The organism is Pandoraea faecigallinarum, from assembly GCF_001029105.3.
Classification (GTDB): Bacteria; Pseudomonadota; Gammaproteobacteria; order Burkholderiales; family Burkholderiaceae; genus Pandoraea; species Pandoraea faecigallinarum.
The window spans coordinates 669,255-690,581 of sequence record NZ_CP011807.3; the positions used below are offsets into that span (position 1 = coordinate 669,255).

General features: G+C 65.8%; 19 protein-coding genes and 1 pseudogene. 7 read left to right on the forward strand and 13 right to left on the reverse strand.

From position 1 onward, the window contains the following. Nucleotides 1-4 precede the first annotated feature (4 nt). Nucleotides 5-973, reverse strand: coding sequence for a non-homologous end joining protein Ku (gene ku / locus AB870_RS03050; protein WP_047906889.1), 969 nt, complete (start codon nucleotides 971-973; stop codon nucleotides 5-7). A gap of 314 nt (nucleotides 974-1,287) precedes the next feature. Between ku and AB870_RS03055 the strand changes: the two are divergent. Together AB870_RS03055 and AB870_RS03060 are read left to right on the forward strand one after the other, a co-directional pair. Next, a pseudogene (locus AB870_RS03055) lies at nucleotides 1,288-1,818 on the forward strand (hypothetical protein); the annotation flags it as partial. Nucleotides 1,819-2,080: 262 nt separating this feature from the next. Further along, complete coding sequence (locus AB870_RS03060; RefSeq protein ID WP_064674755.1) at nucleotides 2,081-2,332, forward strand: zinc ribbon domain-containing protein; 252 nt, start codon at nucleotides 2,081-2,083, stop codon at nucleotides 2,330-2,332. 37 nt (nucleotides 2,333-2,369) lie between these two features. Here the strand turns inward: AB870_RS03060 and AB870_RS03065 are convergent, their stop codons facing one another. From AB870_RS03065 to gtdA, 6 genes are all read right to left on the reverse strand, one after another. Further along, nucleotides 2,370-3,278, reverse strand: coding sequence for a 2-hydroxyacid dehydrogenase (locus AB870_RS03065; protein WP_047908736.1), 909 nt, complete (start codon nucleotides 3,276-3,278; stop codon nucleotides 2,370-2,372). Nucleotides 3,279-3,442: 164 nt separating this feature from the next. After that, nucleotides 3,443-4,786 (reverse strand): MFS transporter, encoded by a 1,344-nt coding sequence (locus tag AB870_RS03070; protein WP_047906891.1) that lies wholly within the window; start codon nucleotides 4,784-4,786, stop codon nucleotides 3,443-3,445. A gap of 139 nt (nucleotides 4,787-4,925) precedes the next feature. After that, the gene (locus tag AB870_RS03075; RefSeq protein ID WP_047906892.1) at nucleotides 4,926-6,149 is read right to left on the reverse strand and encodes a 3-hydroxybenzoate 6-monooxygenase; all 1,224 of its coding nucleotides are present in this window, start codon (nucleotides 6,147-6,149) and stop codon (nucleotides 4,926-4,928) included. 40 nt (nucleotides 6,150-6,189) lie between these two features. After that, nucleotides 6,190-6,831, reverse strand: a complete 642-nt coding sequence (gene maiA, locus AB870_RS03080; protein ID WP_047906893.1) for a maleylacetoacetate isomerase — start codon at nucleotides 6,829-6,831, stop codon at nucleotides 6,190-6,192. Nucleotides 6,832-6,840: 9 nt separating this feature from the next. Then, nucleotides 6,841-7,539 (reverse strand): fumarylacetoacetate hydrolase family protein, encoded by a 699-nt coding sequence (locus AB870_RS03085; protein ID WP_047906894.1) that lies wholly within the window; start codon nucleotides 7,537-7,539, stop codon nucleotides 6,841-6,843. Nucleotides 7,540-7,646: 107 nt separating this feature from the next. Then, on the reverse strand, nucleotides 7,647-8,684 hold the full coding sequence (gene gtdA, locus AB870_RS03090) for a gentisate 1,2-dioxygenase (protein WP_047906895.1): 1,038 nt from the start codon (nucleotides 8,682-8,684) through the stop codon (nucleotides 7,647-7,649). A 199-nt stretch (nucleotides 8,685-8,883) separates the two neighbouring features. Between gtdA and AB870_RS03095 the strand changes: the two genes are divergently transcribed. The 3 genes from AB870_RS03095 to AB870_RS03105 all read left to right on the forward strand — a co-directional run bounded on the left by AB870_RS03095 (nucleotide 8,884) and on the right by AB870_RS03105 (nucleotide 11,596). Further along, on the forward strand, nucleotides 8,884-9,834 hold the full coding sequence (locus tag AB870_RS03095) for a LysR family transcriptional regulator (protein ID WP_047906896.1): 951 nt from the start codon (nucleotides 8,884-8,886) through the stop codon (nucleotides 9,832-9,834). Between the two features lie 125 nt (nucleotides 9,835-9,959). Then, on the forward strand, nucleotides 9,960-10,541 hold the full coding sequence (ruvA, locus tag AB870_RS03100) for a Holliday junction branch migration protein RuvA (RefSeq protein WP_047906897.1): 582 nt from the start codon (nucleotides 9,960-9,962) through the stop codon (nucleotides 10,539-10,541). 146 nt (nucleotides 10,542-10,687) lie between these two features. Then, the gene (locus AB870_RS03105) at nucleotides 10,688-11,596 is read left to right on the forward strand and encodes a LysR family transcriptional regulator (protein WP_047906898.1); all 909 of its coding nucleotides are present in this window, start codon (nucleotides 10,688-10,690) and stop codon (nucleotides 11,594-11,596) included. Between the two features lie 8 nt (nucleotides 11,597-11,604). On the opposite strand, the gene AB870_RS03110 is transcribed toward AB870_RS03105, so the two are convergent. Then, nucleotides 11,605-12,921 (reverse strand): MFS family transporter, encoded by a 1,317-nt coding sequence (locus AB870_RS03110; RefSeq protein ID WP_047906899.1) that lies wholly within the window; start codon nucleotides 12,919-12,921, stop codon nucleotides 11,605-11,607. A gap of 527 nt (nucleotides 12,922-13,448) precedes the next feature. Here AB870_RS03110 and AB870_RS03115 point away from each other — a divergent pair. Then, entirely contained in the window at nucleotides 13,449-14,396 is a 948-nt protein-coding gene (locus tag AB870_RS03115; RefSeq protein ID WP_047906900.1) for a 2-hydroxyacid dehydrogenase, read from the forward strand. Nucleotides 14,397-14,399: 3 nt separating this feature from the next. Further along, the gene (locus AB870_RS03120; protein WP_047906901.1) at nucleotides 14,400-15,131 is read left to right on the forward strand and encodes a GntR family transcriptional regulator; all 732 of its coding nucleotides are present in this window, start codon (nucleotides 14,400-14,402) and stop codon (nucleotides 15,129-15,131) included. Nucleotides 15,132-15,165: 34 nt separating this feature from the next. Here AB870_RS03120 and AB870_RS03125 read toward each other — a convergent pair whose 3' ends face one another. The 5 genes from AB870_RS03125 to AB870_RS03145 all read right to left on the reverse strand — a co-directional run bounded on the left by AB870_RS03125 (nucleotide 15,166) and on the right by AB870_RS03145 (nucleotide 21,318). Further along, nucleotides 15,166-16,890, reverse strand: coding sequence for an ABC transporter ATP-binding protein (locus AB870_RS03125; RefSeq protein ID WP_047906902.1), 1,725 nt, complete (start codon nucleotides 16,888-16,890; stop codon nucleotides 15,166-15,168). 64 nt (nucleotides 16,891-16,954) lie between these two features. After that, nucleotides 16,955-17,734 (reverse strand): SDR family oxidoreductase, encoded by a 780-nt coding sequence (locus tag AB870_RS03130; RefSeq protein WP_418303992.1) that lies wholly within the window; start codon nucleotides 17,732-17,734, stop codon nucleotides 16,955-16,957. 5 nt (nucleotides 17,735-17,739) lie between these two features. Further along, nucleotides 17,740-19,338, reverse strand: a complete 1,599-nt coding sequence (locus tag AB870_RS03135) for a class I adenylate-forming enzyme family protein (RefSeq protein WP_084663272.1) — start codon at nucleotides 19,336-19,338, stop codon at nucleotides 17,740-17,742. 40 nt (nucleotides 19,339-19,378) lie between these two features. Next, complete coding sequence (locus AB870_RS03140; protein WP_084663274.1) at nucleotides 19,379-20,290, reverse strand: ABC transporter permease; 912 nt, start codon at nucleotides 20,288-20,290, stop codon at nucleotides 19,379-19,381. Nucleotides 20,291-20,325: 35 nt separating this feature from the next. Further along, nucleotides 20,326-21,318 (reverse strand): ABC transporter permease, encoded by a 993-nt coding sequence (locus AB870_RS03145; protein ID WP_047906904.1) that lies wholly within the window; start codon nucleotides 21,316-21,318, stop codon nucleotides 20,326-20,328. Nucleotides 21,319-21,327 lie beyond the last annotated feature (9 nt).

A 21,327-nucleotide genomic window follows, 5' to 3' on the forward strand; every position in this document is an offset into this window, starting at 1 on the left:
GTGCTCACTTTGACTTTGCGGACTTGCCAGTGGACTTGCCCGCTGACTTGGTGCCGGATTTACCGCCTCGTGCGGCAGTCTTCCTGGCAGCCGTCTTCCGGCTCGCCTGCTGCTTCGGCATCTTCTCTTCGACGTCCTCGGCAGCCTCCGCTCCTGCGGCTTCGCGCTTGCCCTTCGTTCCGAGGCTCTGCTTGAGCAGGGCCATCAGGTCGGAGACGTTCCCGCTGCTGGCGAGCTTCGGTGCGCTGGCTTCGATCTGCGCAATTTCGCGCGTCTGGCCCGACGCGATCTTGCGGTCGATGAGGGCCTTGAGGTCGTCCTGGAACGTGTCGTGATAATCGCCCGGCCGCCACGGTCCCGACATCTCGTCGATCAGCCGGATGGCCATGTCCAGCTCGCGCTCGCCGGGTGCCGCCAGCTTTTCGAGCTTCTCCTTGGTGAGCCCCACTTCGGCGGGGTCGCGCATCTCGTCCTGCCAGCGCAGCGTGTCGAGCACGAGTGCGTCGCCCGCCGGCGCGAGCACGGCAAGGTGCGCCCGCGTATGCATGACAACGCGCGCGATGCCGAGCTTGCCCGCCCTGATGAGCGCCGCGTGCAATAGCGCGTAGGCCTTGGCACCGCCGCGCTCGGGCACGAGGTAATACGGCGTGTCGAGATACATGAACGAGACGTCCGTCGCATCGACGAACGCGAGAATATCGACCGTTTGCGTTGCCGCCGGATTGGCCGTGCGGATCTCGTCGTCGCTGAGCACAACGTAGTTGCCCTTCTCGTACTCGTACCCGTGCACGATCTGGTCGCGCGGCACTTCCTTGCCGTTCTCCTTGTTGACGCGCTTATAGCCCACTGGCGACATCGTACGTTTGTCGAGCCAGTCGAGGTCGAGCTTGTGCGTCGTCGAAGCGGGAAACAGCGTAACCGGTACGTTGACCAGTCCGAAGCTGATGGCACCTTTCCATATCGCGCGAGCCATAGATGCTCCCAATGTGGCGTTCGATGCGTGGTGGAAGTTGACGTCCCGGGACACCGCAGTGTGTGGGCCACGAGTGGTCAGTATGTGCGGATTTGCCAGTATAGGCCGCACCCTTTGATGCGGCGACCCCGGATGCGGCGCAATTGCCGCATGTCGTTGCGATTCGTCGCATGCCGGGACGGTTCCCCGGCATTGATTTTCTCAATGTGTTCGTACGGTCCGTAAGGATTCCTTGATGAAACAAACCGGTGAACTCCTCATCCCATCTGGAAAGATCCGCGAAATTCACCCGAAACCAGTTCAGGGAGGTTGCGATGGCGATGATCGTGGCAGGGCGCTTTACAACGTTCGATCAGGCGAATCTCGTGGCCAGCCGGCTCTACGACCGCGCTTTCCGGCCGTCGGATGTATCCGTCTTTTTCCTCAATCCCACCGGCCAGCACGCCAAATTTCCGATGGGGGGCGACGTCGACGCCCACGCCGCAGCGCGTCCGGCAGGAAAGGGCGCCGCACAGGGCGTGATTGCCGGGGGCGCGTTCGGGCTGGCGTTGGGCGCGTTGCTGTTCGTCACCCTATGGCGATTCTGGCTCGTGCCGGTCGTCGGCATGATGGCGGGCGCGTATCTCGGGGCGTTTCTTGGCGCACTCGCCCGCATGCGAAGCCGCGAGCGGGTGCCGGCGCGCGAGGCAGGCATGAGAGACGCGGGCGTGATGCTTGCCACTCATGTGAGCGAGTCCACGGCAGACACGGCCATTGCCGTGCTGCGCGATGCGGGCGCCGCCGAGATCGAACGGGCCAATGGGGTATGGGAGGGCGGCGAATGGCGCGATTTCGATCCCGTCAAACGCGCCCATGATGTCAACGCCGAGCGCGCGGAGGATGCCCCCGAATTGCGGGCCGAGCCAACGGTAGGTGTCGCGGCGAACGACCGGGCGGCCGCGCCCGGCGAGCCGGTCGACGCCACGCGCAAAAGTCCGCGCCGCACCGACTGGCTGTAGCGTCGATCGCGACCCCCGGGTGTCCTCGCTACGGGGCCGGAATGCGCGGGACTTGAGGGCACCGTCCACGGACTCGCGTGCTTACACGATGAACGAAAAGGAGCCTGACATGTTGTCGATCCACACCGGTTTCGTCGTCTGTCCTACCTGCAAGACACGCTTTTCCGTCGTTGCCAGTGAGCCGACTGTACAGTCGCTCCATGACTATCTCCATTCGGATGCCGAAGTGAAGTGTCCGACTTGCGATACCGTGTTCGCGGCGGGAAGTGCCCGCAGCAGCATTGAGTTCGAGCCCGTCAACGACGGCGTGACGCTGTCGCCGTCGCCCGAGAGAAGTATCGACGGGCTCGACAATCACTGAGTCGCGGAGGCGGCGGTCGCGAGTCCGGAGCGGTCGTTCACAGCGGCGTCAACACGGCTTCGCCCGCCTGATACCGGCGCGTATTTTCCAGGAACATGGCAAGGGTCGCCGCTTCCGCCTCGGGCGAGCGGCCGGTGACGTGCGGACTCAGCACAATGTTCTGCAAATCGATGAGCGCGGCGGGCGGCGACGGTTCGCCTTCGTAGACGTCGAGACCCGCGCCTGCGATCACGCCGCGGCGCAAGGCATCGGCGAGCGCCGCGGTGTCCACGACACTGCCGCGGCCGAGATTCACCAGATAGCCGTGTTCGCCGAGGGCGCGCAGCACGTGCGCATCGATCATGTGATGCGATTCGGGACCGCCCGGCGCCGTCACGACGAGAATGTCGGCCCATTGTGCGAGCGACAGCACGTCGTCGAAGTACCGGTAATGCGCGGGCAGATCCTCACGACGATTGCGGTTGCGGTAACCGATCTGCATATCGAAGCCTTCGCCGCGTTTGGCGAATTGCCGCCCGACCGCCCCCAATCCCACGATCCCGAGCTTTTTGCCGGCAACCCCGGGTTGCATCGGGAGTGCGTCGCGCCACACACCCTTGCGGCAGGCCGCGTCGTATTCGGGGATGCGACGGATGACGGCGAGCAGCAATGCAAAGCCCTGATCGGCAACGGTCGGTGCATTGGCGCCCGCGCCGTTGACGGCAACGATGTTGCGCGCCCGCATGGCCGGCACGTCGAGATTCTCGTACCCCGCACCCAGCGCGCTGACCAGCTCGACATTGGGCAGGTGCGCGAGTTCGGCCGCGCTCATGCCGCGTGAGCCGTTGGTGAGTACGAAGCGCACGCGCTCGCCGTCCGGGCCCCAGCCCCGCGGTGTGGGATGGTGGCTTGGGCGGTAGATCACGTCGAACCGGGTTTGCAGTTCGGACAACTGCTCGGGGTGCATCGGGATAATGACCAGCAGGGGAGGCAGCGACACCTTCAATCTCCGTCAGGGGGAATGTGGATCGACGGCATCGGGCGCCGGGCAGGCGACACGCCTTCGCCGTCAGACCACACTCTATCCCGATCCGCGGTGGATTGCGCACCGGCCTGCGGATCCCCCCGGTCTCAGGCGGTCGCTTCGAGGGCGACGGCCGTTTGACGGCGGCGCAGACGTCCGAGGGTGAGCATGGTGAGACCCGCGAGCACGGCAGGCACACCGATGGCTGCGAACAGCGCCGGCATCGACCAGCCCATGGCCAGCATCGACGCCCCGCCCACCGACCCGACCACGGAGCCGAGACGCCCGACACCGTTGGCCCAGCTCACGCCGGTCGCGCGGCAGTCCGTCGGATAGAACTCGGCGGACAGCGCATTGGCCCCGACCTGACCGCCGGAGACGCAGAACCCGGCCCAGAACACGGCGACCGACGCGAGCACCGGCGAACTGGCCAGCGGGCCGACGGCGGCCACACATGCACCGGCCAGCACGTAGGCGGCCGCGAGCACGTAATGTGGGTTGAAGCGGTCCATCAACCAGCCGAGCACGATGGCGCCCAGCGTGCCGCCGACCTGGAACATGGCGGTGACGATGGCCGCGTTGCGCAGCGTGAGGCCGTTCGTGCGCAGCAGCGTCGGCAGCCAGCTCGAGAGCAGGTAGATGACGAGCAGGCTCATGAAGAACGTCACCCAGAACAGCAATGTGCCACCCAGCAGTTCCGGTTTGAACAGATGGCGCACCGGCGACGTCGCCCCCGGTTTGGCTGCCACGTTGAAGGTCGCGCCCCGCAGATCCTCATGCGGCGCGATGCGCTGGAGCGACGCCGCCACACGCTGCGGCGACTTACCTGCCATCACGAGGTAGCGCACCGATTCCGGCAGCGCCCGCATCAGAATCACACCGAGCACGATAGGCATGACGCCGCCCACGATCAGCACCGAGCGCCACCCGAACGCCTCGATCAGTCCGGCGGATGCCAGGCCGCCGAGCGCGGAGCCGAGCGTGAAGCCGCAGAACATCGTGGTGACGAGGAACGAGCGACGCGAGTCCGGGCAGTACTCGGAGGTCAGCGTAATCGCATTGGGCATGGCGCCGCCCAAACCCAGGCCTGTGAGAAAGCGCAGGGCGATGAGTTGCCACAACTCCACCGACCACGCCGATGCGAGACTCGCCGCGCCGAAGAACAACACCGAGAAGATGAGGATGGTCTTGCGACCCAGCTTGTCGGCGAGCGGCCCGAACAGGAACGCACCGGCCATCAGACCCGCCAGGCCTGCGCCGAACAGCGGGGCGAGGTGCGCGGGGGAGAGCGACCATTCGGCGCGGATGGCAGGGGCGATGAAGCCGATGGCGGCCGTGTCGAAGCCGTCGATCGCAACGATCAGGAAACAGAGCACGACGATCATCATCTGGAACGGCGAAATGCGATGCCGGTCGATGAACGCCGTCACGTTGATGGGACTGACTGGCATGGGGTGTCTCCTCAAAGGTGCCAGAAACCGCGCGACGGCATAAAAGCGTCGCGCGGCGGGGCCACTCGCGGTTGTTGTTTTGATTCCGCTGAATGGCTGATACGGGGAAATCCCGCGTTACGGTGAATCGATGAACCGGTTAGGCGCCGTTCAGCCACGGCGTTTGCGACAGGCAGTTCTCCGCGCGCCAGCCGTGCAGCCATTGCAGGGCGTCGTAGAACTGCGTTTGCGTGCGTCCCTGCCAAAGCGAATTGCGTACCCAGCGATCCACGCCCTTGGCGTGATAGACGCGCCCCATGTCACGTGCGCCGTACAGCACTCGCGCAGTGCGGGGGATACGGGTGTATTCGTAGCGACGGAACGCGTCGGTGAAGTCGCCGTTGGCTGCGGCGTACGCGGCGCCGAGCGTCACGGCGTCTTCCAGCGCCTGGCAGGCGCCCTGTGCGATGTATTGCGTCATCGGGTGCGCGGCGTCGCCGAGAATCGTCGCGCGACCGAAGCTCCACTGCTCGACCGGATCGCGGTCGGCGGTGGCCCAGCGTCGCCACGACGTCGGGCGGTCGAGCATCTGATGCGGCAGGGCGTCGATACCTTCGAAGTACGACAGCACTTCCTCCTTGCTGCCGTCGCGCACTCCCCAGACTTCCTGCTCGCGGCTGTGGAACGTCACCACAAGGTTGTACTGCTTGCCGCCGCGAAGCGGGTAGTGCACGAGGTGGCAGTGCGGCCCCGCCCATACGACCGGTGCGTTGACCTGCAAATCCTTCGGCATGTTCTCGACGTCGACCACCGCGCGATAGACGACATGGCCCGTCACGCGCGGTTCGTCGCCGATGAGTGCGGCGCGTACGGCGGATTTCACGCCGTCGCAGCCGATGACCGCATCGGCCGTATGGCGCTCGCCGTGCTGATCCGTGACCGTGACGCCGTTCGTGTCCTGATCGAGCGAGACGACGCGCGTCGCCGTGCGGAACCGGATCAGCGGGTTGCGCTGCACGGCTTCGAGAATCGACAGATGGATGTCCGCGCGGTGGATCACCGCGTACGGATTGCCGAAGCGCTCGCGATAGGGCGCGCCGACGTCGACTTCCGCGATGATGCTGATGCTGCGGTCGATGGCGTCGCGCAGCGTGATGTGGTCGGTGAACACCGAGCGCGCGCGTGCCGCTTCGCCAACGCCGAGCGCGTCGAGCGCGGCGAATGCGTTGGCGGCAAGCTGAATGCCTGCGCCGATTTCACCGATGGTTTCGGCCTGTTCCAGCAGCTCGATGTGCACGCCCCGGTTGGCGAGGGCGAGCGCCGCGGCCAGACCGCCGATGCCGCCGCCCACGACGAGCGCTTTGGGTTGATGGGATTGCGTCATGCTTGTCTCCTCGGGCACTTTCCGCCCTTGCTGCTCATACTTACGTCGTGTAGTCCGGTTGGCGGTTCGGCGCGGCCGCAACGAAGGCGGGATGCGTTTCCGCCCGGGCGTACACCGCCATCGCGCGCGGATACGCCGACAGGTCGCAGCCCATGCGCTGCGCGTTGGCGATCTGCGGAATCAGGCAGACGTCGGCGAGCGTCGGCGTATCGCCGAAGCACCATGCGCCATGGCCGTGCCGGGCGAGCAGACGCTCCACGGCGGCCATGCCCTCGGCCACCCAGTGGCGGTACCACGCGTCCTTCTGTTCGGCGGACAGTGCGAGCGGCCCCTGCAGATACTTCAGAATGCGCAGGTTGTTCACCGGGTGGATGTCGCAACTGATGAGCATCGCCAGTTCGAGCACGCGGGCGCGCGCTTCGATGTCCTGCGGCACCAGCCGCGTCTCGGGATACTTGCCGTCGAGATAGTCGATGATCGCGAGCGACTGGCCCAGCGAAAAGTCGCCGTCGACGATGGCGGGCACGGTGGCCGACGCGTTGACTTCGTCGACATACGGCTGCGCGCGGTGCTCGCCGGCACGGATGTTGACCGGCAGGGTGTCGAACGCGAGCCCCTTGAGTGCAAGCGCGATGCGTACGCGGTACGACGTCGAGCTATTGAAGAAGCTGTAGAGCTGCATGACCACGCCTCAGACCACGCGCACCGTAATCTCGCCGAGTCCTTCCACGGCCGTGACCATCGTCTCGCCCGCCTTGACCGGACCGACGCCTTCGGGCGTGCCGGTGTAGATCAGGTCGCCCGGTTCCAGACGGAAGAATTGCGACAGATACGACACTGTCTCGGCCACCGACCAGATCAGATGGGTGATGTCGCTCTTTTGCTTCTGCACGCCGTCCACCGTCAGCGAAATTCCGGCCTTCTCGATGTGACCGACGCTCGACACCGGGTGGATCGGGCCAATGGGTGCCGACGCATCGAAGGCTTTGCCGATTTCCCACGGACGGCCCATCTCGCGCATCTTCATTTGCAGGTCGCGCCGCGTCATGTCGAGGCCCACGGCGTAACCCCACACGTGTTCCAGCGCCTGGTCGAGCGGGATGTCCGAGCCTGCCTTGCCGATGACGGCGACCAGTTCGGCTTCGTAGTGATAGTTGTTCGTCTGCGCCGGATACGGCAATTCCAGCGTGTCGCCGTAAGCGACCGGCAGCACGGCGTCGGCCGGCTTGCAGAAGAAGAACGGCGGTTCGCGATCCGGATCGAAGCCCATTTCGCGGGCGTGAGCGGCATAGTTGCGGCCAACGCAATACACGCGGCGCACGGCGAACTGGTCGTTGCTGCCGACAACCGGAATGCCGACGACGGCGGGCGGAGTGAAGACGTAGGACATGGTGATTGACTCGTCGAATAAAAGTGAAGACGGTAGCCGCGCGCGCTGCCCGATTCCGGGCCCGGTACGCGTGGCGGATGTTTATCGTTCGCTCGGCGCGGGCAACTTCAGGCGCGCGACTCGCGCAGCAGATTCAGCGCCGCGAGTACGGGGCGGTCGGAGTAGCTGAACAGCACGGCATCGTCGAGCGCGGCAAGCTGGACCGGCGCCCACGACGGCACGACGAAGTGATCGCGCGGCTCGAACTGGAAGACGTCGTCGCCGATACGCACGGTGCCGCGGCCCTCGACGACCGAGAACACGGTGGCGTCGGTGCTGCGATAGGTCTTGCCCTGGAAGCCGGCGGGCAGGTATTGCATGAAGGTGGCCATCGTCGGCATCGGCCAGCCGCCGGTCGCGGGGTTGACGTAGCGCAGCTTGATACCGTCCCATGGGTCGAGTTCGCCGTTGCGGTACAGCGTGTCGAGCGCCTCGCGCGAGCGGGCATACGGATAGCTGAAGATCGGCGACGTCGGGTCGCTCACCTTGTGGTGTACCGGCAGCATGTTGTAGCCGTAGCGCGCGAAGCTGTCGCCTTCGGGGCGCTGCACGGGCTGCTGCGATTCGGGGTAGTTCTCGGCGAAGCCCGCGTCGAAGTACTGGACGAGCGGAATGTCGAGTCCGTCGAGCCAGACGACCGGCTCGCCGTCCACCGGATTGCCATGGTCGTGCCACGTCCACGACGGCGTGATGATGAAGTCTCCCGGGTGCATCGTGGTGCGCTCGCCGTTGACCGCCGTCCATGCGCCGCGGCCTTCCACGATGAAGCGCAGTGCCGATTGGGTATGACGGTGGCTCGGGGCGATCTCGCCCGGCAGAATCAATTGCAGTCCGGCATAGAGCGAGCCGGTGATGCTCGACGAGCCCGGGGTGCCCGGGTTTTGCAGGATCAGCACGCGCCGTACGGCTTCTTCGGCGCTGATGACGCGTCCCGCTTCCATGACCAGGGGCCGTACTTCGTTGTATTTCCAGATGGCGGGCACCACACGCGGGCGCGGCTGCGGCGGCACGAGGCTGTGGAGCGATTCCCACAGCGGGGCCATGTGATTGCGGCCAATGTGTTCGTAATAGGCAGCGCGCTCGGCGCTGGGGGCGCGGTCGGACATGCTTGTCTCCATGTTGGATGGGAGCCCGGTTCGCTTGTCTGGCAAGCGCAGCCTTGCGGGTATGCCGTGGCTTTCGGGTCTATGCATAGCGTTATACTCGGCGAGACATATTCTTTGAAATGAATTAATCATCGGATCCATACGAAAAAACGTATGGGTTGGGGGTTTCGGGGCGCCGTCGGGCGTTTGGAGAGCGTGTATGGATTGGACCCATCGTTTGCGTCTGCGCAACTTGCAGATGCTGCTGACCCTTGCGCAGACCGGCAACATGAGCCAGTCGGCGACCCTGCTCAACACGACGCAGCCCGGTTTGTCGAAGTGGCTCAAGGACCTGGAGGACGACATCGGCCTGCCGTTGTTCGAGCGTCAGGCGCGGGGCTTGCGTCCGACCTCGTACGGCGAGGCGTTGATCGAGCATGCGCGGCGCATCGAGGCCCAGCTCGACACGGCCCGCGACGATCTCGACGCCATGCGCGAGGGCGGTAGCGGTCTGGTGGCCATCGGCACGTCGGGCGCGTCGTCGGCGGATACCGTGCCGCTCGCCGTGCTGTTGCTGCTCCAACGCATGCCGCGTGTGCAGGCGCGCGTGGTCGAGAACACGATGGACCGGCTGATGAACCAGTTGGCGCATAGCGAAATCGATATCGTGGTTGGGCGCTCCGCACCGGAGTTGCAGGACCGGAACGTGCGCGCCGAGGCGTTATATCTGGAGCCGCTGCACTTTGTCGCACGCACGCGCCATCCGGTGTTTTCGCTCGCGAAAGTGGACTGGCCGGACATGCAGCGATACCGGTGGGTGGTCTGGCCGCGCGGCACACCGATTCGCAACGCGTTGGAGGCAGCGCTGGCCGAAGCGGGTTATCCGTTGCCGAACGACACAGTGGAATCGAATTCGACGATCCTCAACCTCACCCTGCTCAACAACAGCGACATGATCGGTCTGGCGTCGCACCGCACGGCCAGCCGGCTGCAGGCGCTCGGGGCACTGCGCATCGTGCCGCTGCGTCTGGCCGGCTTCGGCGGTGTTTCGATGTACTGGCGCGACGACGGCGCCAATCGCGCGGCGGTGACCGAAGCGCTCGAATGCCTGCGTTCCGCGGCGACCCGCTCGACCGGAGATCTGGTCGAAGGCGTCGAGGGCGAGGGCTGAGCCCACGACGCCGCCTCGTGAAGGAAGCGGCGACGCGGGCGCGCAAAGCCGCATCCCAAAGACCAAAGCACAACGGGCGGTTTGCTAAACTTGCCGCCTGTCGAAGTCACTCTCTCGGGGCGTCAATGATTGGCCGCATCTCCGGCACGCTGCTGGAAAAGAACCCGCCGCACATCCTGGTCGATTGCCAGGGCGTGGGGTACGAAATCTCGGTGCCGATGAGCACCTTTTTCAACCTGCCGAACGTCGGTGAGCGTGTCGCTCTGCTCACACAGTTCATTGTGCGCGAAGATGCGCAATTGCTCTTCGGCTTCGGCTCACAGGACGAGCGCAATACCTTCCGCGAGCTGCTCAAGATCTCGGGCGTTGGCGCGCGCACTGCGCTGGCGATTCTGTCGGGCATGAGCGTGAGCGACATCGCGCAGGCTGTCACGCTGCAGGAGTCGGGGCGTCTGACCAAGATCCCCGGCATCGGCAAGAAGACCGCCGAGCGCCTGCTGCTCGAACTCAAGGGCAAGGTCGGTGCGCAACTGGGCACGGTGGCAGGCGCGGCCGCACCGCATGACCACAGGAGCGACGTCGTCAACGCGCTGCTGGCGCTGGGCTACTCCGACAAGGAAGCGCTCGCAGCGGTCAAGACCGTGCCCGACGGTACGACCGTTTCCGACGGCATCAAACACGCGCTCAAGTCGCTCTCGAAGGCGTGAATGTCTCCGGCGCTCGTCACGTGAGGACGCCTGGCGGCCACGCCGGCGCCCGCGACGGGCATGGAGACCGAAAGCCAGGATCGAAGCCGGGAGGGAAACCGGGATGAAGACCCGGCCCGGAACAGAAACGAACGCGAGGTGATCGTATGCAACTGCGATGGCTGGAGGACTTTGTCGAACTGGCACGCACGCGCAGCTTCACGCGGGCGGCGGAGAACCGTTTCGTCACGCATCCGGCGTTCGGGCGTCGCATTCGTGCATTGGAAGAATGGGTTGGCACGCGTCTCGTCGAGCGCAGCAAACCGCTTGAGCTGACCGCGGCCGGCACGGTATTCCTCGACGCGGCCACCAACGCGCTCGACATTCTTCACAGTGCCCGCACGCAGTTGCAGGACGCGGCTCCCACGCTCGAAAACAATCTGAAGATCGCGACCGGGCGCACGCTTGCCGCCACATTCTTTCCGGATTGGTACGACGAGACGGTCTCGCGCATCGGCTTCTTCACCGCCACGCTGTCGACCGGCGGCGCGGAAGAGGCCATCTTGCGGCTCGCGGCCGGCGAAGTGGATTTGCTGATCGTCTATTCGAGCGCGCACACGCGGCTGCTCATCGATCAGGAACGTTTCGACTGGTTGAGCGTGGCGCGCGAAGTGCTGGTGCCCGTGAGTGGGCTGGACACCAGGGGGCGGGCGAAGTACCGGCTGGCGGGCGGACCGTCACCGATCCCGTGGCTTGCGTTCACGCGGACGCTGACGCTGCGCGCCGTGCTGGCCCGCCATCTGGCGGAGATGCCGAACCGTCCGATACTCAAGCCCGTTTATCAGGCCGATTCGTATGAGGCCATCCTGGCGATGGCGCGGCGCGGCGCGGGGATTGCGTGGTTGCCGCAGCGTCTGGTTGCCGACGACGTCTCGCGCGGCACCCTGGCCATCGTGGGTGGCAAGGACTGGCAGATCGGCTTCGACATTGCGCTCTACCGGCGGCGTCACCAGCCGCATCACGTGCTCGATGCCATCTGGCAAAGCGCACGCGCTGCCGCCGGTGACGACGCCTGAGCGCCGGATCAATGCTCGTGGTGCAGGTACTTCGCCTGACGCGGCAGGCGCAGGCTCACCAGGAACGCCAGCACCATCATGCCGGTGACGTACCAGTAGAACGTCGGCTCCATGCCGGCCTTCTTGAGACCCAGCGCAACGTATTCGGCGGAGCCGCCGAAAATGGCATTGGCCACGGCGTAGGCCAGACCGACGCCCAGCGCGCGCACTTCGATCGGGAACATCTCCGCCTTCACGATACCGCTGATCGACGTGTAGAAGCTCACGATAGCGAGCGCCAGACAAATCAGAACGACCGCCACGGCCGGACTTTGCACCGTCTTTAGCGCCGTGAGGATAGGCACTGTCGCAATCGCGCCGAGCGCACCGAACAACAGCATGTTGTTACGCCGGCCAATCTTGTCCGAAAGCATGCCGAAAACCGGCTGCATGCACATGTAGATGAACAGGCATCCCGTCATGATGTAGCTGGCCGTCTTGATCGGCATGCCTGCCGTGTTCACCAGATACTTCTGCATGTAGGTGGTGAACGTGTAGAAGATCAGCGAGCCACCGGCCGTGTAGCCGAGCACCGTGAAGAAGGCGGCCTTGTGATGACGGAACAGACCGGCGATCGACCCGGCGTCGCGGTTGGTACGGCTCGCCGCCGTGGACGTTTCATGCAGCGTACGACGCAGCATCAGCGCCACCACCGCGGTGATCGCCCCGACCACGAACGGAATACGCCAGCCCCACGCCTTGAGTTCGGACTCGTTGAGCAACTGCTGGAGAATCACGACCACCAGTACGGCCAGCAACTGACCGCCGATGAGCGTCACGTACTGGAACGACGAGAAGAACCCGCGGCGGCCCTTGAGCGCCACTTCGCTCATGTAGGTCGCCGTCGTGCCGTATTCGCCACCGACCGACAGCCCTTGCAGCAAACGGGCGAACAGCAGCAGTGCCGGTGCCCAGTTACCGATGCTGGCGTACGTCGGAAGGGCCGCGATCAGCAGCGAACCGAAGCACATCATCATCACGGAGATGACCATCGAGTTCTTGCGGCCGTTGCGGTCGGCGATACGGCCGAAGATCCAGCCCCCGATCGGACGCATGAGGAAGCCGGCGGCAAACACGCCCGCGGTGTTCAGCAACTGGGCCGTCGGGTCCGAACTGGGAAAGAACGCCGGCGCGAAGTAAATCGCGCAGAAGGCGTAGATGTAAAAGTCGAACCACTCGACCAGATTGCCCGACGAGGCGGCCACAATCGCGAAGACGCGCTTGCGGACTTCTTCGGGGGAGGGAGGGGTGCCGGTTGCGGCCTGGGATGTCGCTGTGTCTCTCATTTGTACTGACGATGGGGGCATCGCGTGAATAACTACGTTTGCAACATGACGCAGACGGCCCCGTTCACCTCATAAGCATTTCATATACGAAGGAACAAGCTATCGCGTCGCGGGGGCGGCCCAACTATAGCGGGTGCCGACGGCGCCAGACAATGCCTGCACGGCACATCGATTATTGTGAATATCGCAACAATCGACTGAATTGTTGCGTCGCAGCATGAGGATGAAGCCCGTACGGCGGACGTGTGCGGGCCGCCGGCGGGTGTTTTGCCGCGCGCGGCCGGACTTCGGAAATCCCGAATTATTTTTTCCGCCCGACGCTGCCTGACACCGCCCAAGGTCGCTTGACGCCGCTTGAAGCCGTTCGCGCCTCGCGCCTTATGCCCGGACGCTCGGTGCATTCCTGCCGCCCTTTCATAAGCTTTTCGATAACAAATACTTAGCCGGGCGCGAGGTGCCCGGTACGATGAGATGCCGCTCCCTCCTGAAGCCCTGGCGCCAAGGCGCGAGGCGCAATCTCCGAAGTCATGCAAGGCGATACGTTATTGATCAAGTCGGGCGGCGCAGCCGCGCTCACCGAATGGCAACACCATTTCGCGCGGCTGCTGCCCGGCCTGCGCGTCTACGGCTGGGACGATCCGTTCATCGACCCGCGCAGCGTCAAGTACGCGCTGGTCTATCAGCCCGATCACGGACGTCTCGCCCATTACCCCCGTCTCAAATTGATCTTGAGCGCCGCGGCAGGCGTCGATCACATCCTTGCCGACCCCGCATTGCCTGCCAACGTGCCCATCGTGCGCATGGTGACGGACGAGACGCGCGAGCGCATGAGCGACTTCGTGACGTTCGCCGCGCTGGCCATCGTGCGGGACATGCCTGCGCTCGTCGTTGCCCAGCGCGAAGGACACTGGGCCAACGAACTGACCGGGCGGCTCGCACGCGACACGCGCGTGAGCGTGCTCGGCCTGGGCGAGCTGGGCAGTGCCGTCGCCCGGCGCCTTCACGCGAACGGCTTTCGCGTGAACGGTTGGGCGCGCACGCCCAAGGCGCTCGCGGGTGTGAACGTCTTCGCCGGCGAAGATCAGTTCGATGCCCTCATCGCCCAGACCGACATTCTCGTCAATCTGCTGCCGGACACGCTCGCCACGCGTGGCATTCTCGGACGCAGGCTGTTCGCGCGATTACCGGCAGGCGCGAGCATCATCCAGGTCGGACGCGGCGCGCACCTTGACCGGCAGGCGCTGATCGATGCGCTCGACAGCGGCCGGCTGCGCTCGGCCGTCGTCGATGTCTTCGACGTGGAGCCATTGCCGCCGGAAGATGCGCTGCGTCGGCATCCGAAGGTGCTCGTCACGCCGCACATTGCGTCGACGGTCTCGTATGCGGCACGGGCGCGGCAGGTGGCCGACGTGCTCGGCGCGCACGCACGCGGCGCGCCGCTGCCGTTCGTCTACGACGCCATCCGGGGATACTGAGCCATGCCGGGCCCATCGCGCGATCCCGAAGACGCTGCCGCCCTCGCCCGGGGGGACGACGCCTACGAGCGCATCCGTCACGACGTGCTGACCTGCGTGATCATGCCGGGTGCCGTGGTGAGCGAAGCGGAATTGATGCGGCGATACGATATTGCGCGCACGAGTTGCCGGGTGGCACTCGTGCGGCTGGTACACGAGGGATTCGCACGCGCGATTCCGAGGCAGGGCTATCGCATCTCGCCGGTCACGCTGGCGGACGTCGAAGAAATTTTCACGCTACGGGCGCAACTCGAACCGATGGCCGCGCGGCTCGCTTGCGGCAACGTCGACACGGAACTGCTTCAGCGGCTCGATGAAGCGTGCGAGGCGCCGTTTGCGGACAAGCCCATCGATCATCAGATCGAGTGGTTCCTGCACACCAACCGCAAGTTCCACCTGACGATTGCGGCCGCAAGCGGCAACGCGCGGCTCTATCGCACACTCGCCGGCCTGATGGACGACATGGCGCGTCTGGTCTCGCTCGGCTTCGGCGTGCAGGGCGTGCGCCCGCGCATCGAGCACGACCACGAGAGCATCATCGGGGCGTTGGTAACGGGCAATGCGCCGCGCGCGGAAGCGCTCGCGCGGCAGCACATCGAAACGTTTCTCCAGCAAACGAAGGAGCACGTCTTCGCGAGTCTGTCGGCGTCGGGCACCTGGTTGCCGTATCTGTCGATTGCCGATCTGCGCAAGTAGATCGGCGGCCACGGGCATGCGCGCCATCGCGGTGTCACGTCATCATGCCGCTGTGAGCCCGCGGGGCTGCGTTGTCGTGCCTTGCCGGCGGCTGCGTCCGGCTGTCTCGACCACGGCCTGGAATCGCGTCGAGCAACGCGCGTGTGTAAGGATGCGACGGCGACCGGAAGATCCCCGCGGTGTCGCCGTACTCCACCACGCTGCCCGATTTCATGACGGCCAGCGAATCGCACAGTTGCGCTGCGATGCGCAAGTCGTGCGTGATGAAGATCATCGACAGTCCCAGCTCGGCTTTGAGCCGGGCAAGCAACCGCAGTACCTGTGCCTGCACCGAGACGTCAAGGGCAGACACCGGTTCGTCGGCGACGAGCACCTTCGGCCGCATGGCCAGTGCGCGAGCCAGGCCGATACGCTGACGCTGCCCGCCGGAGAATTCGTGCGGGAAGCGATCGAGTGCATCGGCGCTCAGGCCGACAAGCTCGAACAGTTCCCGCGCATGCGCGTGCGCCTGACGTGGCGGCTCGCCGCGCGCAATCGGTCCCTGCGTGACGATGTCCCCAACACGCCGGCGCGGATTGAGCGAACTGAACGGGTCCTGAAACACCATCTGAATATCGAGCGCCCGGCGACGCGCCCCGGCATCGAGCGACCCGGACGCCAGATCCGTGTCGCGGTAGAGAATGCGCCCGGCGTCGGGCGTCATCAGACGAAGGATCGAGCGCGCGAGCGTCGATTTCCCCGACCCGCTCTCGCCCACGATGCCCAACGTTTTTCCGCTACCCACATCGAGACTGACGTCGCGCAAGGCGGGCGTGTGCGCCTGCGCTTTCGCGCCAAGCCAGCCATGCTTCGCGTACGTCTTGCGCAGTTGTTCGACACGCAACACGGGAAGCACGGGGGGCACGGGCCCGGCGCCGCCGAAAGCCGCCGCGGGAGCCGCCGCCGTGGGGGCTCCCGCCCGCGACGCCGGCGGCAACGCCGGTACCGCTGCGATCAGGGTGCGCGTGTATTCGTGCGACGGGTGCGTCAGGATCGTCTGTGCGGCGCCTTGCTCGACGATCTCGCCGTGACGCATGACTGCGACACGGTCCGCGATCTCGGCCACGACGCCAAAGTCGTGCGTGATGAAGAGCACACCGGTCCCCTTGCGCTGCTGTAGCTCGCGAATGAGGGTGAGGATCTGTGCCTGCGTGGTGACGTCGAGCGCCGTGGTCGGCTCGTCGGCGATCAGCAGTTCGGGTTCGAGCGCGAGGGCCATTGCGATCATGGCGCGCTGACGCTGCCCGCCGGACAGTTCGTGCGGATAGCGTTTGGCGGCGTCGTTGGGCGACGGAATCTGCACGGCGTCCAGCCACTCCAGCGTGCGGGCCCGGATGGCGCTGCCCGGCAGTCGCGTATGCGTGCGGTAGACCTCGGCGATCTGGTCGCCGATCGTGCGCAGCGGGTTGAGGGCCGTCATGGGTTCCTGAAAGATCATGCCGATGCGTGAGCCCCGCCAGCGGCGGCGCTCGGCGTCGGGCAGCGCGAGCAGATTGCCCGCGCCTTCCCAGGCGATACGGCCGCCGCCGACGCGCACACCCGGCGGCAGCAGACCCAGCAGCGTACTGGCGGTCATCGATTTCCCCGAGCCGCTTTCCCCGACCATGCACAGGATTTCGCCACGCGCGAGCGAGAACGAGACGTCGTGAAGCGCATGCGCACGATCCGCATTGGGCGGCAGGTCGAGCGTGAGATGTTCGACGTCGAGAAGTGTCGTCATGATGGCTGTCCGTGGGTGTGGCAACGATTCGCAAAGAAAGAGGTGAGAGCGCGGGGTGGGCCGCTCAGAGGCGTTGCCCGCCGCTCGCGTCGATGGCTTGACCGGTGATCCAGCGTGCGGCGTCGCTGGCGAGAAACGCCACGATGTCCGCAATGTCGCGCGGCTCGCCAACGCGACCCAGCGCCACCGTCTGCGCTATCGCCCGGCTGGCGACCGGATCGCTCGCCCGCTCGTTCAGATCGGTGGCGGTCGCGCCCGGGAGCACCGCGTTGACGGTGATGCCGCGTGCCCCCAGGTCGGCGGCGAGCGACAGCGTCAACGCCTCCAGTCCGGCCTTCGCCGGCCCGTACACGCTCATCTCCGGATAGGCGGCGCGCGTGCCGATCGACGAGACATTCACGATGCGGGCGCCGTCCTTCAGATGCTTTAGCGCGTGCTGGATGAGGAAGAACGGCGACTTCAGATTGACTTGCAGCACCCGGTCGAAGTCCTCCGGTGTCACGGCATCGATGCGCGCGCGCAGTCCGACGCCGGCATTGTTCACGAGGATGTCGAACTGCGGCAGCAGATCGTGCGCGAGCAGCGCGCCGCTCAGGCGCTCGACGAGCAGCCGGGCGCCATCCGCAGACGACAGATCGGCCTGCAGGGCGAACGCCCGCGCCCCGCCGGCCACGAGTTGCGCGACGAGTGTTTCGGCATGCGTCGATGCGGTGTTGTAGTGCACGGCGACGGTGGCACCGCGCGCGGCGAGCGCCGTGGCGATGGCGCGCCCGATACCACGGCTCGCCCCGGTGACGAGCGCAATTTTCCCGTCGAGACGGATCGGGTCCCGAAATTCGGACAGCAGACTCATGATGCGATGGCTCCGGCAACGGAAGGGTGGTGGGGGCGGGCTGCGGTGTCCGGCCCGGTGTCTGCCGCGTCGCGCTGCCCGCTCCATCCCTGCGTGGCTTCGAGGGCACGGGCCCGTTGCAGCAGCGCGTGGCGATCGACCTTGTTGGTCCCTGCCCATGGCAGTTCGGTGACGAACGCCACGCGACGCGGATGTTGGTACGCCGGTCCGTTGGCCAACGCATGCTGCTTGAGGGCATCGACGCTCAGGGTGCTGCCGGGCTGACGGACGACGAATGCCACAGGCACGGCCGCGCGCTCCTCGTCGGGCAGCGGCACGACGCTGGCCTGACGTACTTCCGGATGTGCCTCCAGCAACTTCTCCACTTCGACCGGATAGATGTTCTCGCCGGCGCAGACGAACATGTCGTCGGCCCGTCCCACGAAGTAGAAAAAGCCGTCGGCGTCGCGACGCATCACATCGCCGCTGTAGTACCAGCCGTCGTCGAGCACTTGGGCCGACTTCTCAGGCAGCCGGTGGTACCCGCGCATGACCGCAGGATTGCGCATGCACAGCACGCCTTGATTGGCGTGCGGACCGTCGACGAGCTTGACTGCGCCGGGCGAGAGCGGGTACCCGAGGGCGAGCGGCGGCAGCGCGATGCCGTCCGGGTGCGGTCCGAAGATGCTCGGCCCGGCTTCCGTGGTTCCGTATCCATGATGGATGTGAGTCTCGGGAAATGCCGCCTGAATCCGGGCGAGCAACGCCATACTCATGGGCGCCGAGCCGAGCATCACGCGCTTGAGCGAGGAGACGTCGCGCCCGGCGAGGGTCTGCGGGTCCCTGACCAGACGCGCGAACATGGTCGGCACAGCGCTCAGCACGGTAATGCGGTATCGCTCCAGCGCGTCGACGTAGGACGTCACCTCGAACGACGGCAGGATCACCAGCGTGCCGTTCACCGAGAACGCACGCTTGGCCATGAACAGCCCGTTCATGTGGAACAGGGGCTGGGCGAGCAGATAGCGCTCGGCCGACGCGTCCTTCGGGCGCACGTACGTCGCCCCCAATGCCCAAAGCTGGCCGGCATGCGTGAGCGGCACTCCCTTCGGCTTACCGGTGGACCCCGACGTGTAGAGCATCTGGGCGACGTGGTCGTCGCCCGGCCGAATCGCCTCGAAACGGGCCGGGCGGATCTGCGTGGCAAACCCCTCAGGGCCCTCGTCGTCGAAGTCGATGACCGGCACGCGCGAGGCGAACGCGTCGCGCCGCGCCCCGTCGACGAACGCCAGCGAGATGCCCGCATCGTCGATCACGTAATCGAGAATGTCGCGCGACTGCTTGATGTTGATCGGCACCGCCACGTAACCGGCGCGCATGATGCCGAAATAGGCGATCAGATACTCGGCCCGGTTGAGCGATGCGATGGCCACGTGCGCGCCTTCCGGCAGGCCGCGCGCGCGCAATGCCGTTGCGACACCGTTCGCCAGACGATCGATGTCGGTGTGCGTGTAAGTGCGTGGATGGCTTTCGTCGCGCAAGTCGACGATGGCCGTCGTGTCGAGATTCAGCGACCGGTCGACGAGGTCGCCAAGGTTATGCCAGCGGTGAGTCATAGGTTCGGTAACACGTAAAGGTTCTTGGAGATCGCCGCGTTCAACGCTTGCGCAATGCCGGGTTCAGGGCATCGTTCATTCCGTCGCCAACGAGGTTCAGTGCGAGCACGGCGAGCATGATGGCGAGGCCCGGTTCGGCGCACAGGTACCAGGACGAGCGAATCAACGTGCGGCCTTCGCCGATCTGGCGTCCCCAACTGGCGATGTTCGGATCGCCCAGTCCGAGAAACGACACGACCGACTCGTAGAGGATCGCGCCGGCCACGACCAGCGTGCCCATCACGAGCACGGGCGGCAGGGCGTTCGGCAGGACTTCGCGCAAGGCGATGCGCCACGGCGAGAGCCCGACCGTACGGCACGCCTGCACGAACTCGCGGGACTTGAACGAGAGACACTCGGCACGCGTGAGCCGGGCAATGGCCGGCCACGACACGAGGGCCACGGCAATCACCGTGTTCTCGATGCGCGGACCCAGCATGGCAACGATGGTGAGTACGAAGACGACGTTCGGCACGATCTGGAACAGTTCGGTGACTCGCATGAGCACTTCGTCGATCCAACCGCCCCACCACGCCGCGACAGCCCCGATGGACACCCCGATGAGGGTGGCTGCCGCACTTGCCACGAGGCCGATGGCGAGGGTGGCGCGCGCGCCGTGTGCGAGCATGGCGGCGATGTCGCGGCCAAGGGCGTCGGTGCCCAGCGGGTACTGCCATTGCTCGAATGGCCAGATCTCCGGCGCGGCGACGATTCGCAGCGGGTCGCCCGGGTACCACCATCCGGCGCAAAGCGCGACGATGGCGATCAGCGCGAGCAGTAACGCGCCGGCCACGGCGCCTGCGTGGCGGGAGAATTGCTGCCATGCGCGGGCGCCACGCCTTGTGGCGCGCGGCAGGTCGGAAGCAGCGCTCGCGGCGAGCGCGTCGAGGGCGGATTCGGCAGAGGACGTCATAGGGAATGCCAGTTCATTACGGTCGGGCGCGGGCGTCACGACGCCTGGGTCCGAATGCGGGGGTCGACCCGCGTGTAGATCAGATCGACGGCGATGTTGGCAACGATCACCAGCGCGGAGCTGAGCAGGAGAAGTCCCAGCACCACCGGGTAGTTGCGGCTCATCACGCTGTCGAACAGCACGCCGCCGATGCCGGGCCAGCTGAACACGGCTTCGACGACGATGCTCCCGCCGAGCACCGTGCCCAGTTGCAGACCGAGCAGCGTGACGACCGGCAGCATCGCGTTGCGCACCATGTGCCGCGCGATGACGGCGCGGCGCGTGAGGCCCTTCGCCTGTGCGGTGCGCACGTGGTCCTGACGTGCGACTTCAAGCATGGAGGCGCGCATGACGCGAGCGTAGGTGGCGGCGTAAAAGAGGCCCAGCGTGAGCGCGGGAAGCGCGAGATGGTGCAACACGTCGAGCGACGCATGCCATGCACCGGCGATACCCGTGCCGTAGTCCATGCCGATGGTCGCCATGCCGCCGACGGGAAACCAGCCGAGCTTCACCGAGAACAGAATGATGAGCATGATGCCGAGCCAGAAGCTGGGCGCGGCGAAACACACCACGGCGGCCACGGACACGAGCGTGTCGCGCCACGTATTCACGTTCACGGCGGCGACGACGCCGGCGGCCACGCCGACGATCACGGCGATCAGCAGGCTGGCCAGCATCAAGACCAGCGTGGCCGGCATGTGCGCCATGATGACGTCGAAGACCGGCAGATTGTGGCGATACGAATAGCCGAGATCCAGGTGGATCACCGAGTCGATGTAATGCAGCAGTTGCTGCCACAGCGGCTTGTCCATGCCGTACGTCACGCGCAGACGTTCGATCAGCGCCGGATCGGTCACCTGCTGTTCGGCCGTCATCACGTCGAGCAGGGTGCCCGGTACCGACTGGATCAGGCAGAAGTTCATGACGATGACGCCGAGCAGCAGCGGCACTGCCTGAAGGACCCGGCGCAACAGCAGACGCGTCACCATGGCAGCCGT